Genomic DNA, 16,482 nt, shown 5'->3' on the forward strand with positions numbered 1-16,482 from the left:
GTGGAACGTATCTACATCGGCATGGGCAGCAACCTCGCTGCCCCGGAGCAACAATTGCGCAGCGCTATCGAAGCGCTGGCGCAGTTGCCCGGCACCCACGTCTCAGGCGTCTCTGCCTTCTATCAAAGTGATTCCCTGCTCCCAGGCCAGCCGCGCTACACCAATGCGGTCGCCGCCTTGGACAGCAACCTCGCGCCCCTGGACCTGCTGGATGCGCTGCAAGCCATCGAGAACGACCAGGGCCGCGAACGCCTTGAGCGCTGGGGGCCGCGCACGCTTGACCTGGATATCCTGCTGTTTGGCGATCAACTGATCGATGAACCGCGCCTCAAGGTCCCGCACTACCAGATGCACCTGCGCGCATTTGTGCTGTATCCACTGGCCGAGCTAGCGCCCGCATCGCTGCAACTGCCCAACGGTCAAACGCTCAACGACTTGCTGACCGCCTGCCCGTTTGTCGGCCTGGAACGCTTGCCCCAAAACTGACTCGATCAATGTGGGAGCTGGCTTGCCTGCGATAGCATCACCTCGGTTTCACTGAAAGACCGAGGCGCCTGCATCGCAGGCAAGCCAGCTCCCACATTTTGATCACCTACACCCTCAAAATTGCTTTCCCATTTGCTGAATCGCGTCAGTAACAGCGGTAACACCGTCATCGTAACAATGCGGTAACACATCCAATTGACTTCCCGTGTCCTCCTCACGACTATAGGCGTCCCGCTGCCGCCAACCCGGCGCTGAAGGGCGCAATCCAGGCCTTATAAGCACTGCTCTCAAGACGGTGCGCCTGTATAAAACGAAGACTCACGCGCGTAACTCGCTGTTTCCAAGCGCCTGAACGAGGACCCTTTTCATGCCAGACATTACCCTGACCACCTTGCAGAGCCTCAAGCTCAAAGGTGAAAAAATCACCATGCTGACCTGCTACGACGCTACCTTCGCCCACGCCAGCTGCCAGGCAGGGGTTGAGGTGTTGCTGGTAGGCGACTCCCTGGGCATGGTTCTTCAAGGGAATGACAGCACCCTCCCCGTGACCACCGATGAACTGGCCTACCACACGGCCAGCGTCAAGCGCGGTAACAACGGCGCCTTCATCATCGCCGACCTTCCGTTCATGGACTACGCCACGGTCGAACAGACCTTCCTCAACGCTGGCAAACTGATGCGCGCCGGTGCGCACATGGTCAAAGTGGAAGGTGCCGTGTGGCTCGCCGAGTCGATTCGCCTGCTGGCTGAACGCGGCGTGCCGGTGTGCGCACATATGGGCCTTACGCCACAGTCGGTGAACATCCTCGGCGGCTACAAGGTACAAGGCCGCAACGAAGCCCAGGCGCGCCAGATGCGTGCCGATGCCATTGCCCTGGAGCAAGCGGGCGTTGCGATGATCCTGCTTGAATGCGTGCCCAGCGAACTCGCCGCCGAAATCACCCAGGCCGTCAAAGTGCCAGTGATCGGCATTGGCGCGGGCTCGGCCACCGATGGGCAGGTGCTGGTGCTCCACGACATGCTTGGCCTGTCGATTACCGGCCGCGTGCCCAAGTTCGTGAAGAACTTCATGACCGGCCAGGACAGCATCCACGCGGCATTGAGCGCTTACGTCAGCGAAGTCAAAGGCGTGACCTTCCCAGGCGCCGAACACGGATTCTCTGCATGAACACCGTAAGAACCGTACGCGAACTACGATCCGCCGTCGCCCACGCCCGCAAAGCCGGTAAACGCATTGGCTTCGTGCCCACCATGGGCAACCTGCACAGCGGCCACGCCACCCTGGTGACCAAGGCTGTGCAGCAAGCGGACTTTGTCGTCGCCAGCATCTTCGTCAACCCGCTGCAATTTGGCGCGGGTGAAGACCTGGACAAGTATCCCCGCACCCTCGCCGCCGACCAGGAGAAGCTCCTGCAAGCGGGCTGCAACCTGCTGTTCGCACCGACCGTCGAAGAGATGTACCCCGGCGGCATGACCGGTCAGACCCGCGTCAGCGTGCCGCAACTGTCCGAAGGCTTGTGCGGCGCCAGCCGTCCTGGGCATTTCGAAGGCGTGGCGACCGTGGTCAGCAAGCTGTTCAATATGGTCCAGCCGGACATCGCTGTATTTGGTCAAAAGGATTACCAGCAACTGGCGGTGATTCGCGCCATGGTCCATGACCTGAACATGCCGATCCAGATCATCGGCGAGCCCACCGTGCGCGCCGAAGACGGCCTGGCGCTGTCCTCGCGCAACGGTTTCCTCAATGCAGAGGAACGTGGGATCGCGCCGGTGCTGTATCGCTGCCTCAGCCAGATTGCCGCCGCCATCAAGAATGGTGACCACGACTTTGCCGCGCTGCGCGCCGAACAGGTCAAGCAGATCGAAGCGGCCGGGTTGCGCCTGGATTACCTCGAAGTGCGCCAGGGCGTGCATCTGCGCCCGGCAACCCCCGAGGACAAGGACATCGTCATCCTGGTGGCGGCCTTCCTGGGCACGACCCGCCTGATCGACAACCTGCATCTGAACCTCATTTAAACCCCGCAATACACCCCGCCGATTGCCCTGCTCGCCGTGCCGGTATAAAAAAGTACCGGCCACAGCGCAGACAAAGCCAAGACATATCGACACGCTAGGTTTAATGTAATCGCCCGGCGCTATAGTTAGCGCTGTCTGGAACCCATTCCTTGAGATAAGACTGGATGTTCCGGGCTTTGAAGTGTCCTAAAGGCAGTCCCCGTAATAAAAGGAAACCCGCAGCGATGGCGTACTACCGCACCCCTCATGACGTTACCGCTCTGCCCGCCTGGCAAGCGCTCAATCAACATCGCCAAGCCATGCAGGATTTCAGCATGCGCGAAGCGTTCAATGCCGATCCCCAGCGATTTTCCCAATTCACCTTGAGCAGCTGCGGACTTTTCCTCGATTACTCGAAAAACCTGATCACCAGCGAGACCCGCGACCTGCTCGTCGGCCTGGCCAAGGAAGTCGGCCTCAAGGACGCGATCGACTCGCTGTACGCTGGCGAGCCGGTCAACTCGTCCGAAGGCCGCCCTGCCCTGCACACCGCCCTGCGCCGCCCGGTGGGCGACAAGCTGTCGGTCAACGGCGTGAACATCATGCCGGACGTGCACAAGGTGCTGAACCAGATCACTGACCTGGTCGGCCGCATCCATGACGGCCTGTGGCGTGGCTACACCGAGAAGCCCATCACCGACGTGGTGAACATCGGCATCGGTGGCTCGTTCCTCGGCCCGGAACTTGTCTCCGAAGCGCTGTTGTCCTACGCCCACAAAGGCGTGCGCTGCCATTACCTGGCGAACATCGACGGCAGCGAGTTCCACGAGCTGACCATGAAGCTGCGCGCCGAGACCACGCTGTTTATCGTCTCGTCGAAATCCTTCAACACCCTCGAAACCCTGAAAAACGCCCAGGCCGCCCGCGCCTGGTACCTGGCCCAGGGTGGCTCGGAAGCCGAGCTGTACCGCCACTTCATTGCCGTGTCGAGCAACAACGCGGCAGCCGTGGCCTTCGGTATCCGCGAAGAAAACATCTTCCCGATGTGGGACTGGGTCGGCGGCCGGTACTCGCTGTGGTCGGCCATCGGCTTGCCTATTGCCCTGGCCATCGGCATGTCCAACTTCAAGGAACTGCTGTCCGGTGCCTACACCATGGACCAGCATTTCCAGAACGCGCCCTTCGAGCAGAACATGCCGGTACTGCTGGGCCTACTGGGCGTGTGGTACGGCAACTTCTGGGGTGCGCAGAGCCATGCGATCCTGCCGTACGATCACTACCTGCGTAACATCACCAAACATTTGCAACAGCTGGATATGGAATCCAACGGCAAGAGCGTGCGCCAGGATGGCAAACCGGTGTCCACCGATACTGGCCCGGTGATCTGGGGTGGCGTGGGTTGCAACGGTCAGCATGCTTACCACCAGTTGCTGCACCAAGGGACTCAACTGATCCCGGCCGACTTCATCGTGCCGATCGTCAGCTTCAACCCGGTGTCCGACCACCATCAGTGGCTGTACGCCAACTGTCTGTCCCAGAGCCAGGCCCTGATGCTCGGCAAAACCCGCAGCGAAGCCGAATCCGAGCTGCGCGACAAGGGCATCCCGGAAGACGAAGTGCAGAAGCTGGCCCCTCACAAGGTGATCCCGGGCAACCGCCCGAGCAATACCCTGGTGGTGGAGCGCATCAGCCCGCGTCGCCTCGGCGCGCTGGTTGCCATGTATGAGCACAAAGTGTTCGTGCAGAGCGTGATCTGGGGTATCAACGCCTTTGACCAATGGGGCGTGGAGCTGGGTAAAGAGCTGGGCAAGGGCGTCTACAACCGCCTGACCGGCGCCGAAGAAACCTTGGCCGAAGACGCTTCGACCCAGGGCCTGATCAACTACTTCCGCGGCCGTCACCGCGGCTGATCCAGGTATTAAAGGGCCAACGTCCGTTTGGACGTTGGCCTTGAACCCTCCTCACACAGGGTGCATCTTTATAGCTTGTCGCAAAAACAAGAATAAGGATCGCTCATGTTCGATATCAGCACGTTTCCCACCGCCGATGCCGTCCGTCGGGCTGCGCAACTCAGTCAAGAGGACTACCAGCGCCTCTATCGTCAATCCATTGAGCAACCCGATACGTTCTGGGCCAAACAGGCCAAGGGCTTTCTCGACTGGATCACCCCCTGGCACACCGTTCAACACTCGGACATCCGCACGGGCGCGGCCCAATGGTTTGCCGGCGGCCAACTGAACGTCAGCTATAACTGCATCGACCGTCACCTGGCACGACGCGCCGATCAGCCGGCCTTCATCTGGGAGGGCGATGATCCGACAAACTCTTGCACCATCACCTACCGCCAACTGCACAAAAACGTCTGCCGCCTGGCCAACGTGCTGAAAAGCCGTGGGGTGAATAAAGGCGACCGCGTGTGCATCTACATGCCGATGATCCCGGAAGCGGCCTACGCCATGCTGGCCTGCACGCGGATTGGCGCCGTGCACTCAGTCGTGTTTGGTGGCTTTTCGCCGGATGCGCTGCGCGACCGTATTCTCGACGCCGACTGTCGGACCGTGATCACCGCCGATGAAGGCGTGCGCGGCGGCAAGCCCGTGGCCTTGAAACAGAATGTCGACAAGGCCCTGGCCAGTTGTCCGAATGTCAGCACCGTCGTGGTGGTGCAACGCACCCGTGCCGCCGTGAACTGGAGCGAAGACCGCGACCTCAACTACCAGCAGGCCGTGGACGCGGCCAGCGACGATTGCCCGCCAGAGCCGATGGACGCCGAAGACCCGCTGTTCATCCTCTACACCTCCGGCAGCACCGGGAAACCCAAAGGCGTGCTGCACACCACCGGCGGCTACCTGCTGCAGGCGGCCATGACCTTCAAATACGTGCTCGATTACCGAGACGGCGAGGTGTTCTGGTGCACCGCCGATGTGGGCTGGGTCACCGGCCATAGCTACATCGTGTATGGCCCGCTGGCCAATGGCGCCACCTCGCTGATGTTCGAGGGCGTGCCGAGCTACCCGGATAGCTCGCGGTTCTGGCAGGTCATCGATAAACACCAGGTGAATATTTTCTACACCGCCCCAACGGCCTTGCGCGCCTTGATGCGCGAGGGCCACGGCCCACTGGAAAACACCTCCCGCGCCAGCCTGCGTTTACTGGGCAGCGTGGGCGAGCCGATCAATCCGGAGGCTTGGGACTGGTACTTCAACGCCGTGGGCGAACAACGCTGCCCGATTGTGGATACCTGGTGGCAGACCGAGACCGGCGGCATCATGCTCAGCCCGTTGGTCAGCGCCCAGCGGATCAAGCCGGGCTGCGCCACCCAGCCGATGTTTGGCGTGCAACCGGTGTTGCTGGATGAGCAGGGCAAGGTGATCACGGGCGCCGGCAGCGGCGTGCTCGCGATCAAATCAAGCTGGCCGGGGCAGATCCGCAGTGTCTACGGCGACCCACAGCGGATGATCGACACCTATTTCAAGCCCTACCCCGGCTACTACTTCACCGGCGACGGCGCACGTCGCGATGAAGACGGCGATTATTGGATCACCGGGCGTATCGACGATGTGATCAACGTGTCCGGGCACCGTATCGGCACCGCCGAGGTGGAAAGTGCGCTGGTGCTCCACGACCAAGTGGCCGAGGCTGCGGTGGTGGGCTACCCCCACGATGTCAAAGGCCAGGGCATCTACGCCTTCGTCACCCCCATGAACGGCGTGGAACCCAGCGATGCGCTGAAAAAACACCTGCTGGAGCTGGTCAGCAAGGAAATCGGCAGCTTTGCCAAGCCGGAACTGATCCAATGGGCACCGGCCTTGCCGAAAACCCGCTCCGGCAAGATCATGCGCAGGATTTTGCGCAAGATCGCCTGCAACGAACTGGACAGCCTCGGCGATACCTCGACCCTCGCCGACCCCAGCGTCGTGGACGGCCTGATCGACAAACGCCTGAACCGCTAGGAACCCCTGACTCGCCATGGAATTTATCCGCAGCCGTATCGAAACCCAACTGATGAGCCTCACCGGCTTGTCACTGGGCCAACTGGACCTGGAAAACCCCAAGGGCGATCCAGGCCTGTTCGGGCCGGACTCGGTCAGTTGGCAGGTTCATGGCGATTTCAGCAGCATGCTCATCGGCGGTATCAGTGCGTTGATGCTGCAAGCCCTGCATCCTCTGGCCCTGGCCGGCGCGTGGGACCATTCGAACTTTCGCCAGGACATGCTCGGGCGCCTGCGGCGCACTTCGCAGTTCATTTCCGGCACTACCTTCGGTTCGCGCAAAGATGCCGACTGGCTGATCGAAAAAGTGCGCACCATTCATTTGCAGGTGGTCGGCCATGCCCCGGATGGGCGGCCCTATGCGGCAAGCGACCCGGACCTGCTGACCTGGGTGCATGTAGCGGAGGTGAGTAACTTTCTCGCCGCCCATTTGCGCTATCGCAACCCGACGCTTTCGGGGCGCGACCAGGATCGTTACTACAGCGAAATCGCCCTGATAGCGGAGCGCTTGGGCGCACGGAATGTACCGCGATCACGGCAGGAAATTTCCGATTATCTGGAGCGCATCCGCCCGCAATTGCTGTGTGACGAACGCAGCCGCGAAGTACTGCGCCTGCTGCTGAACGCGCCTTCGCCCAGCACGTTGGCCAAGCCGTTTGGCGCCTTTATGATGCAGGCCGGAATCGACCTGCTGCCGGACTGGGCCAGCGCCATGCTCGGTCAGCAGCAGAACCCGATGCAACGCCAGATGATCCGCGCCGGGGTCAAGCGCAGTGCGCCGCTGCTGCGCTGGGCGATGCGCAATGGTTCGGTACAACGGGCACACCGACGGATGGGGTTGATGTAGGCAAGGCCCTATAGCTGTTAAACTTCGCGCCCTCATTTACAGCCAGGCGCGCTCCATGTCTCCCTTGAATCAGGCGCTGCGCGCCGCCCTCGATCATCGCCAAGACCTGATCAACGAGCTGCACGCCCAAGGCACCGATTGCTATCGCCTGTTCCACGGCAGCCAGGAAGGTGCCGGTGGCCTGACCATCGACCGCTACGGCCCGCAGTTGCTGGTGCAGAGTTTCCACCAGTCGCTGGAAACAGCAGACCTGCTGGACCTGCATCAACTGATCAACCAGTACCTGGGCCTGGAGTTGCTGCTGGTCTACAACGACCGCTCCCGTGGCAACTCGCGGATCGACCGCGAAGACACGGTCTATCGCGCCGAACCCGCAGCACTGGAAGACCTGGTCGGCCACGAATGGGGCCTCAATTACCGTGTGCGTGGCCGCCATGCCGGGCAGGATCCTTTGCTGTTCCTCGACCTGCGCAATACACGCGGCTGGGTCAAAGAGCACAGCGCCGGCAAAAGCGTGCTGAACCTGTTCGCCTACACCTGCGGCGTGGGCCTGAGCGCGGCGGCCGGTGGCGCGAGTGAGGTGTGCAACCTGGACTTCGCTGAAGGCAACCTGGCGGTGGGGCGTGAAAACGGCCTGCTCAACCCAAAACTGCCAAGCATGGCGTTTGTGCAGTCCGACTACTTCCCGGCGATTCGCCAGCTGGCCGGACTGCCGATTACCCAACGGCGCGGGCAGAAACTGCCGAGCTACCCGCGTCTTGAACAGCGTCAATATGACTTGGTGCTGCTCGATCCTCCGGCCTGGGCCAAGAGCGCCTTCGGCACCGTCGACCTGTTGCGCGACTACCAGAGCCTGCTCAAGCCCGCACTGCTCGCGACGGCGGATAACGGCGTGCTGATTTGCTGCAACAACCTGGCAAAAGTCAGCATGGAGGATTGGCGCGAACAGGTCCTGCGCTGTGCGGAAAAAGCCGGGCGGCCAGTGCGCGACTGGCAAATCATGACACCGGGGGCGGACTTTCCTTCACAGGATCAGCAGCCACCTCTGAAAACACTGATACTCCAGCTGTAGGACACGTCCCAAAGCCCCGGTTCTTCGGAACCGAAAACCCGTGCCATACTCCAAGGCACTCCTGTTCGATATAGATGGCGCCGCCCCATGTCCAAAGGATTGATTCGCGCCACTGGCGCCTTGTTGACCGCCCTTGCCCTGTACAGCTTGCTGGGCTTTTTGATTCTGCCGGGCATTGCCCTTCGCATTGCCAACCAACAACTGGCCAATTACGCCACGGTGCCGGCGCGGATCGAGCGCATCGAGCTCAATCCGTTCAGCCTGGAAGTCACCGCATGGGGCCTGAAGATTGGTGAACCCGGCAAGGAACAGGTAGGTTTTGAGCGCCTTTACGCCAACCTGCAGATCGACAGCCTGTGGACCCGCGCACTGCATCTGGCCGATGTGCAATTGGATCAGCCCAAGACCGAGCTGCTGTTCGACAAGTCTGGCCAATTGAACCTGGCGCAGTTGCTCAAATTGCCTGCGAGCGAACCGTCCCCCGCCGATCCCGACGCCAAGCCGTTCCCACTGCGTATCGACAGCATCAAGCTGGCCGGCGGTTATGTGCACTTCCAGGATCTACGCCCCAGCGAGCCGATCGAATTTCTCTACGACAAACTCGACTTTGAGCTCAAAAACCTCAGCACCTTGCCTGAAGACAATGCCGACATGACCTTGGTCGCGGCAGGCCCTGAGGGCGGGCAGATCGATTGGAAAGGCAACTTCAGCCTGGTGCCGATCACGTCCGAAGGTACGCTGAAGGTCACTGACGGCAAGATGAAAGCCTGGTGGCCGTATGTGCGTGACGCGCTGCCCCTGGTCCTCGAAGACGGTGTGCTCAACTTCAGTACCGACTATAAATTCAGCCTGGCCAAAGAAACCGAGCTGAACCTGACAAACACAGCCGCCAGCATCGCGCCGTTCGCCATCAAGGCGCCGGATGGCCGCCCGCTGGTGCGCCTGGAGCGCCTGGACGTCAGCGAGACCACGGTGGACCTGGCCAAGCAACAAGTGGTGGTCGGCAAGATCCGCAGCAACAAACTGGAAACCTGGGCCGCCCGTGAAGCCGATGGGCAACTGGACTGGCAGAAACTGTTCGCCAGCCAACCGAGCAAGCCAGCCAAGGCGCCGGAGCCAGCCACGGCGCCCGCCACCGCCGATTCGCCAAAGCCTGCACCCGCTGCGCCAAGCAAACCTTGGCAGGTGCTGCTCAAGGACGTGCAACTGCGCAACTATCAAGTGCACTTGGCCGACCGACAGGTCAAACCAGCCGTAGCGCTGGAGCTGGGCCCGCTGAATGTCGATGTACAGAATTTCGACAGCCTCAACCAGAGCCCATTCACCCTCAAGGTCGACAGCGGCCTGGGCAAGCAAGGCAAGATCCAGGCAACCGGCGAAGTCAACCTCAACCCGGTCAGCGCCAAGTTGAAGGTCACCACCAAGGACATCGACCTGCGGGTCGCCCAGTCCTATATCAGCCCGTTTATCCGTCTTGAACTGCGTAGTGGCATGCTCGGCAGTGACCTCGACGTGAACCTGAAAAGCACCGAGCCCCTGGCGCTGCAGATTACCGGGCGGGCGCAGGTTGACCAGTTGCACACCTTGGACACCCTGAAGACCCGTGACTTCCTCAAATGGCAGCGTCTGGTCGTCGAGGGTCTGAACTATCAGCACGGCAACAGCCTGTCGATCGACAAGGTCAACCTGTTGCAACCCTATGCGCGGTTCATGATCAACGATGACCGCACCACCAACGTCGACGACCTGCTGATCCCGCAGCCAGCCGACACGGGTGCCAAATCGGCGGCCAAGCCTGCTGCGAGCAACGATAAACCCCTGGGCATTCGTATCGGGCAGATTGCTATCAACGACGGCTCGGCCAATTTTGCCGACTTCAGTCTTACACCCAACTTCGCCACCGCCATTCAACAGCTCAACGGACAGATCGGCACGATTGACAGCCGTCAGGCCAAACCGGCCAGCGTCGATATCAAGGGCAAGGTGGACCGCTACGCGCCGGTCACGATCAAAGGCAGCGTAAACCCGTTTGACCCGATGTCAGCGCTGGACATCGCCACCAGTTTCAAACGCGTTGAGCTGACCACATTGACGCCTTATTCAGGCAAGTTCGCCGGCTTCCGTATCCGCAAGGGCCGCCTGAACCTCGACTTGCACTACGTGATCACCAAAGGCCAGTTGAAGGCCGAGAACAAGGTGGTGGTCGAGCAACTGCAACTGGGTGAGAAGGTCGACAGCGCCGATGCCGTGGACTTGCCGATTCGTCTGGCAATCGCCTTGCTCAAGGACACCGACGGCAAGATCTCGATCGAGCTGCCGGTTACTGGCGACCTGAACAACCCGCAATTCAGCGTGATGCCGATTGTGTGGCAGACCCTGCGTAACCTGGTGGTCCGTGCAGCGACAGCGCCGTTCAAGTTTATCGGCGGGTTGGTCACCGGGGGCGGCTCGGAGGACTTGGGCAATGTGTCCTTCGCCCCGGGTTCCACCGAGTTGAGCAAAGACGCCGAGAGCGCGCTGAACACACTGGCCAAGGCACTCAAGGAACGCCCAGCCCTGCGCCTGGAAATTGAAGGCACAGCGGCTGCCAGCAGCGACGGCCCTTTCCTGGCCGCCGAACGCCTGGAACGCGAATACCAGTACAACTACTACAAAATCCTCCAGCGCCGCGGCGATAAAGTCCCGGCTCAGGCGTCATTGCTGGTCGTTCCGGAAAGCGAAAAAGCACCGTTGCTCGAAGGCATCTACCGTACCCGCGTGAAACAACAGCCACCTGCGGACTGGAAAGACCTGAGCCGCGATGACCGGTCAGCCAAGCTGCGTGACGGCGTGATCAAGTTCTGGAGCAATAGCGACGTGCTGCTGCGTCAACTCGGCCAGGATCGTGCCAGCACCATCAAGGATTACCTGGTGGACAAGGGCCAGTTGGAAGACGACCGCGTGTACTTTATTGATGCCAACCTGGGCCAGGCGGAGAAAGATGGCCGTGTGGTAACGCTCATGCACCTGGATGCCGAATAACCTGGCCCAATAGAACAGGCCCCGACACAAGTGCCGGGGCCTGAGTTGACCACATCCGTGTGGTCGGTCGCATGAACCTTAGAGGTGCATTGAGTGGATATCTAGCTCACTCGTGGCCGCCGCTTAAGTCAAACGAACTGTCCAGCGTTACTCTGCTTTCAGGCCATCGGCCGAGACAGCTTTAACGCCTTTGATTTTCTTGGTAATCGCTACAGCAGTGGTTTTCTGCGCTTCGCTAACGGCTACGGTCGACGACAGGGAAACAACGCCTTTGTTGGTTTCGACCTTGATGTCGGTGCCAGGAATACCCTTTTCGGTAACCAGGTCAGCTTTTACCTTGGTGGTGATCCAAGTGTCGCTGGTGGTTTCCTTGGCGTCATGGGCTGCGCCTTTGGTTTTGTCGATGCCATCTGCTTTGGTAGCACCGCCAGCCATCAGGCCATCAGCGGAAACAGCAGTGACGCCTTTGATCTTTTTGGTGATCGCGACAGCAGTAGTTTTCTGTGCGTCAGAGATAGCGACTGTCGAGGACAGGGAAACCACGCCTTTGTTGGTTTCAACCTTGATGTCCGAACCAGGAATGCCCTTTTCGGTCAGCAGGTCGGATTTGACTTTGGTGGTGATCCAAGTATCCGAAACGCTTTCCTTGGCCTTGGTAGCTTCGCCAGCCGCCAACGTCATAGGGGCTTGGGAAGTCTGAGCAAAGGCTACGTTAGCACCCATGGCCAGAGTCAGAGCGGTAGCAGTAGCGAGAGCGAACTTCTTCATACGAGTAACTCCTGTTTTATTAAAAGTCTGCAGTACGTGAACCTTGATGCTGCAGCGTTAACAGGGATATTGCAGGCAGTGTGCCAAGTCGAAGCCCTCAATTAAACCCTTATAAAACAATAACTTATGAATATTGAATATTTCCGGAATCGTGCAACTTGCATGAAGGCCGTCGTGCCTGCATGCAAGTTGCGGCTTTTGCATTGGGCTAAACGGCTGATTTCGCTTCACTTTCCCGCGCCCATGAAAAAAGGACCCCGAAGGGTCCTTTTTTTCAGCTTAAACCTGCGGGTAATTAAACTCCCGAAGCCTTGGCTGCTGCTACGTCCTTGATGGACAGCTTGATACGGCCGCGGTTGTCCACGTCCAGTACCAGCACTTCCACTTCCTGGCCTTCTTTCAGAATGTCGGTCACTTTCTCAACACGAGCGTCGCTCAGCATGGAGATGTGAACCAGACCGTCTTTGCCCGGCAGGATGTTGACGAATGCGCCGAAGTCGACGATGCGCTCAACCTTACCCACGTAGATCTTGCCGATCTCGGCTTCAGCGGTGATGCCCAGGACGCGTTGACGTGCAGCTTCAGCCGCTTCCTTGGTTTCGCCGAAGATCTTGATCGAGCCGTCGTCTTCGATGTCGATCGAAGCCTTGGTTTCTTCGCAGATCGCACGGATGGTCGCGCCACCTTTACCGATAACATCACGGATTTTGTCGGTGTCGATTTTCATCGCGATCATGGTCGGAGCATTTTCCGACAGCTCGGTGCGCGACTGGCCAATGATCTGGTTCATCTGGCCGAGAATGTTCAGACGCGCTTCCAGGGCTTGGCCCAGAGCGATCTCCATGATTTCTTCGGTGATGCCTTTGATCTTGATGTCCATCTGCAGCGCGGTAACACCTTTAGCGGTACCGGCTACTTTGAAGTCCATGTCGCCCAGGTGGTCTTCGTCGCCCAGGATGTCGGTCAGGATGGCGAACTTCTCGCCTTCTTTAACCAGACCCATGGCGATACCGGCAACCGGTGCCTTCATCGGTACACCGGCGTCCATCAGGGCCAGGGAAGCACCGCAAACGGAAGCCATGGAGCTGGAACCGTTGGATTCAGTGATTTCCGACACAACACGGATGGTGTACGGGAACACGTCAGCAGCAGGCAACATTGCGGAAATCGAACGACGGGCCAGACGGCCGTGACCGATTTCGCGACGACCAGCACCACCCATACGACCACACTCGCCCACCGAGAACGGAGGGAAGTTGTAGTGCAGCATGAACGGGTCTTTTTTCTCGCCTTCCAGGGTGTCCAGCAGCTGTGCGTCACGGGCGGTACCCAGGGTCGCAACTACCAGAGCCTGAGTTTCACCACGGGTGAACAGTGCCGAACCGTGGGTCTTCGGCAGAACGCCGACTTCGATGTTCAGCGGACGTACGGTGCGGGTGTCACGACCGTCGATACGTGGCTTGCCGTTAACGATGTTTTCGCGAACGGTGCGGTATTCGATTTCACCGAATGCAGCTTTGACTTCGCTGGAAGAAGGCTGGCCTTCTTCACCGGACAGCTTGGCTACAATCTGATCCTTCAGCTCGCCCAGGCGAGCGTAACGGTCGGCCTTGACGGTGATGGTGTAGGCGTCGGAGATGGCTGCGCCGAACTCGGAGCGGATAGCGCCCAGCAGTTCGGTAGCTTCGGCTTGTGGAGCCCAGGCCCAAGTAGGCTTCGCAGCTTCGGCAGCCAGTTCTTTAACTGCGTTGATCACAACCTGGAATTCGTCGTGAGCAAACAGTACGGCGCCCAGCATCTGGTCTTCGGTCAGCTCTTTGGCTTCCGATTCAACCATCAATACGGCTTCCGAGGTACCGGCAACGACCATGTCCAGGCTCGATGCTTTCTGTTGCTCGTAAGTCGGGTTCAGCAGGTAGCCGGTGCTTTCGTGGAAAGCAACGCGGGCAGCGCCGATCGGGCCATCGAAAGGAATACCGGAGATCGCCAGGGCAGCCGACGTACCGATCATTGCAGCAACGTCCGGATCGGTTTTCTTGCTGGTGGAAACGACGGTGCAGACAACCTGCACTTCGTTCATGAAGCCTTCAGGGAACAGCGGACGGATCGGACGGTCGATCAGTCGGGAAGTCAGGGTTTCTTTCTCGGAAGGACGACCTTCACGCTTGAAGAAACCGCCAGGGATCTTACCGGCAGCGTAAGTCTTTTCCTGGTAATGAACAGAAAGAGGGAAGAAGCCTTTGCTCGGATCAGCGGTCTTGGCGCCAACAACGGTCACCAATACGGTAACGTCGTCATCAACGGTAACCAGCACTGCGCCGGAGGCTTGACGGGCGATACGGCCTGTCTCAAGGGTAACGGTCGACTGACCGAACTGGAATTTTTTGATAACCGGGTTCACGGTGTCCTACCTTCTTTGTGGCTCTTGGGGAACTTGTTTTCTTGCGAAATTCTTGGGCAATGTCGGGAATCGGCCCAACCCTTGTCCAGGGGGTAAAACGTGTATCCAGATAAAACTTGAGGCTGGGAGCCTACCATGAGCCAACGGGAATCCCGATGACACACGGCAGACAACCAACCTCTAGCGCAATCGCTTATTAGCGACGCAGACCCAGGCGACCGATCAGAGCCTGATAACGACCCAGATCCTTGCCTTTCAGGTAATCCAGCAGCTTACGACGCTGGTTTACCATGCGGATCAGACCACGACGGGAGTGGTGATCTTTACCGTTGGCCTTGAAGTGACCTTGCAGCTTGTTGATGTTGTGGGTCAGCAGTGCAACTTGCACTTCTGGCGAACCAGTGTCACCAACAGCTTGCTGATAGTCAGCAACGATTTGTGCTTTTTCTTGAACGTCGAGAGCCATGAGGCAATCCTTTTTTCAGGAAACCACCCAAAGGGCAGTTTCAACAGGCCAGGGACAAATCCCTGTATCTAAAAATGAGTGTTGACCGTGCCTGTTAACAGCCACACTCGTCCGGTCATTCTGACCGAATCAGTCTACGCGGCGCGATGCGCCCGTCTTCGCTCACTTCACCGATACCGATAAAGCGACCGTTATGATCCTGTACCCGCACCATGCCGAACTTCGGAGCATCCGGGGCACGTACCGGCTGGCCGTTGAGCCAGTAGAACGCGCTGTGCTCCGAGAAGTGCAGCAACGGCCAATCCAGCAAACCGCTGTCCGATGGCATCAGGAAGCGATCAACCGCTTCATTGCCGCCTTCGGCGTGTACCGCTTCCAACTCTTCCAGCGTGACCGTCTGAGCGAGGCTGAAAGGTCCGGCCTGGGTGCGTCGCAGTTCTGCAACGTACGCGCCGCAACCGAGCTGTTCACCAATATCTTCCACCAGGGTACGGATATAGGTGCCTTTGCTGCAGTCCACGGCCAGGCGTGCGGTTTCACCTTCACAGGCGAGCAATTCCAAGCGCGCAATAGTAACAGAACGCGGTTCACGCTCCACTACTTCGCCCGCACGTGCCAGCTTGTAAAGTGGCTGCCCGTCACGCTTGAGAGCCGAGTACATCGGCGGTATCTGACTGATTTGCCCACGAAAAGCGGGTAAAGCGGCTTCGATATCAGCACGACCAACGGTCACCTCGCGAATCTGCAAAACATCACCTTCGGCATCCGCCGTGGTGGTGGTCTTGCCCAGTTGCATCAGGGTTTCGTAACCCTTGTCGGAATCCAGCAGGTATTGCGAGAACTTGGTCGCTTCGCCAAAGCACAACGGCAGTACGCCGGTAGCCAGGGGATCGAGGCTACCGGTATGCCCGGCTTTCTCGGCATTGAGCAGCCAGCGGACCTTCTGCAACGCGGCATTGGAGGTAAAGCCAATGGGCTTGTCGAGCAGAATGATGCCGCTGACGTTGCGACGGATACGTTTGACCTGAGCCACCGCTTACTCCTTGGCGTCTTCAGGTGTGGACGGATGCTGGCTGTCTTCAGCCACGGCGCGCTCGATCAACGCCGACAGGTGCGCACCACGCACGACGCTTTCGTCGTAGTGGAAGTGCAACTGCGGAACACTGCGCAACTTCATTTCGCGGGCCAACTGCATGCGCAGGAAACCGGCGGCAGAGTTGAGCACCTTGATGCTTTGTGCGATTTCTTCGCTGTTGTCCTGCCCCATCACAGTGATGAAGATCTTGGCGTGACCCACGTCACGGCTCACTTCAACGGCGGTGATAGTGACCAGGCCAACGCGCGGGTCTTTGACTTCGCGACGGATCAGTTGGGCCAGCTCGCGCTGCATCTGATCGCCGATACGTTGGGTACGGCTGTATTCTTTTGCCATGT

13 protein-coding genes are annotated in these 16,482 nt (G+C 59.4%); 8 read left to right on the plus strand and 5 right to left on the minus strand.

All coding sequences use genetic code 11. From position 1 onward, the window contains the following. The 8 genes from folK to NDJ82_RS07810 all read left to right on the plus strand — a co-directional run bounded on the left by folK (window position 1) and on the right by NDJ82_RS07810 (window position 11,413). A complete protein-coding gene (gene folK / locus NDJ82_RS07775; RefSeq protein WP_099584805.1) occupies window positions 1-486 on the plus strand; it encodes a 2-amino-4-hydroxy-6-hydroxymethyldihydropteridine diphosphokinase in 486 nt (161 codons plus the stop codon). Between the two features lie 367 nt (window positions 487-853). Further along, the gene (gene panB / locus NDJ82_RS07780) at window positions 854-1,654 is read left to right on the plus strand and encodes a 3-methyl-2-oxobutanoate hydroxymethyltransferase (RefSeq protein ID WP_099584803.1); all 801 of its coding nucleotides are present in this window, start codon (window positions 854-856) and stop codon (window positions 1,652-1,654) included. After that, window positions 1,651-2,502 (plus strand): pantoate--beta-alanine ligase, encoded by an 852-nt coding sequence (gene panC / locus NDJ82_RS07785; RefSeq protein ID WP_250925254.1) that lies wholly within the window; start codon window positions 1,651-1,653, stop codon window positions 2,500-2,502. The genes panB and panC overlap by 4 nt, the downstream gene beginning before the upstream one ends. Window positions 2,503-2,726: 224 nt before the next feature. Further along, window positions 2,727-4,391 (plus strand): glucose-6-phosphate isomerase, encoded by a 1,665-nt coding sequence (gene pgi, locus NDJ82_RS07790; RefSeq protein ID WP_099584801.1) that lies wholly within the window; start codon window positions 2,727-2,729, stop codon window positions 4,389-4,391. Window positions 4,392-4,496: 105 nt separating this feature from the next. Further along, on the plus strand, window positions 4,497-6,434 hold the full coding sequence (gene acs / locus NDJ82_RS07795) for an acetate--CoA ligase (protein ID WP_250925255.1): 1,938 nt from the start codon (window positions 4,497-4,499) through the stop codon (window positions 6,432-6,434). A gap of 16 nt (window positions 6,435-6,450) precedes the next feature. Continuing rightward, window positions 6,451-7,320, plus strand: a complete 870-nt coding sequence (locus tag NDJ82_RS07800; protein WP_250925256.1) for an oxygenase MpaB family protein — start codon at window positions 6,451-6,453, stop codon at window positions 7,318-7,320. 55 nt (window positions 7,321-7,375) lie between these two features. After that, window positions 7,376-8,392 (plus strand): class I SAM-dependent rRNA methyltransferase, encoded by a 1,017-nt coding sequence (locus tag NDJ82_RS07805; RefSeq protein ID WP_191959295.1) that lies wholly within the window; start codon window positions 7,376-7,378, stop codon window positions 8,390-8,392. Between the two features lie 87 nt (window positions 8,393-8,479). Further along, a complete protein-coding gene (locus tag NDJ82_RS07810) occupies window positions 8,480-11,413 on the plus strand; it encodes a DUF748 domain-containing protein (protein ID WP_250925257.1) in 2,934 nt (977 codons plus the stop codon). Between the two features lie 147 nt (window positions 11,414-11,560). Here NDJ82_RS07810 and NDJ82_RS07815 read toward each other — a convergent pair whose 3' ends face one another. From NDJ82_RS07815 to rbfA, 5 genes are all read right to left on the minus strand, one after another. After that, window positions 11,561-12,181 (minus strand): BON domain-containing protein, encoded by a 621-nt coding sequence (locus tag NDJ82_RS07815; protein ID WP_250925258.1) that lies wholly within the window; start codon window positions 12,179-12,181, stop codon window positions 11,561-11,563. Between the two features lie 295 nt (window positions 12,182-12,476). Next, the gene (gene pnp / locus NDJ82_RS07820) at window positions 12,477-14,582 is read right to left on the minus strand and encodes a polyribonucleotide nucleotidyltransferase (RefSeq protein WP_250925259.1); all 2,106 of its coding nucleotides are present in this window, start codon (window positions 14,580-14,582) and stop codon (window positions 12,477-12,479) included. A gap of 196 nt (window positions 14,583-14,778) precedes the next feature. Then, window positions 14,779-15,048, minus strand: a complete 270-nt coding sequence (rpsO, locus tag NDJ82_RS07825; protein WP_003176135.1) for a 30S ribosomal protein S15 — start codon at window positions 15,046-15,048, stop codon at window positions 14,779-14,781. A 115-nt stretch (window positions 15,049-15,163) separates the two neighbouring features. Further along, window positions 15,164-16,081: a tRNA pseudouridine(55) synthase TruB gene (gene truB / locus NDJ82_RS07830; RefSeq protein WP_191947606.1), complete on the minus strand. Its 918-nt coding sequence runs from the start codon at window positions 16,079-16,081 to the stop codon at window positions 15,164-15,166. A 3-nt stretch (window positions 16,082-16,084) separates the two neighbouring features. Then, window positions 16,085-16,480, minus strand: coding sequence for a 30S ribosome-binding factor RbfA (rbfA, locus tag NDJ82_RS07835; RefSeq protein ID WP_003176137.1), 396 nt, complete (start codon window positions 16,478-16,480; stop codon window positions 16,085-16,087). Window positions 16,481-16,482 lie beyond the last annotated feature (2 nt).

The organism is Pseudomonas sp. SR18, from assembly GCF_023701505.1.
Classification (GTDB): domain Bacteria; phylum Pseudomonadota; class Gammaproteobacteria; order Pseudomonadales; family Pseudomonadaceae; genus Aquipseudomonas; species Aquipseudomonas cyclaminis.

Excerpts from the sequence above, each read along its gene's own strand:
- NDJ82_RS07815 (WP_250925258.1), bottom strand. The coding sequence starts at position 12,181 with ATGAAGAAGTTCGCTCTCGCTACTGCTACCGCTCTGACTCTGGCCATG.
- NDJ82_RS07805 (WP_191959295.1), top strand. The coding sequence starts at position 7,376 with ATGTCTCCCTTGAATCAGGCGCTGCGCGCCGCCCTCGATCATCGCCAA.
- panC (WP_250925254.1), top strand. The coding sequence starts at position 1,651 with ATGAACACCGTAAGAACCGTACGCGAACTACGATCCGCCGTCGCCCAC.
- pgi (WP_099584801.1), top strand. The coding sequence starts at position 2,727 with ATGGCGTACTACCGCACCCCTCATGACGTTACCGCTCTGCCCGCCTGG.
- NDJ82_RS07800 (WP_250925256.1), top strand. The coding sequence starts at position 6,451 with ATGGAATTTATCCGCAGCCGTATCGAAACCCAACTGATGAGCCTCACC.
- rpsO (WP_003176135.1), bottom strand. The coding sequence starts at position 15,048 with ATGGCTCTCGACGTTCAAGAAAAAGCACAAATCGTTGCTGACTATCAG.
- NDJ82_RS07810 (WP_250925257.1), top strand. The coding sequence starts at position 8,480 with ATGTCCAAAGGATTGATTCGCGCCACTGGCGCCTTGTTGACCGCCCTT.
- acs (WP_250925255.1), top strand. The coding sequence starts at position 4,497 with ATGTTCGATATCAGCACGTTTCCCACCGCCGATGCCGTCCGTCGGGCT.
- rbfA (WP_003176137.1), bottom strand. The coding sequence starts at position 16,480 with ATGGCAAAAGAATACAGCCGTACCCAACGTATCGGCGATCAGATGCAG.
- panB (WP_099584803.1), top strand. The coding sequence starts at position 854 with ATGCCAGACATTACCCTGACCACCTTGCAGAGCCTCAAGCTCAAAGGT.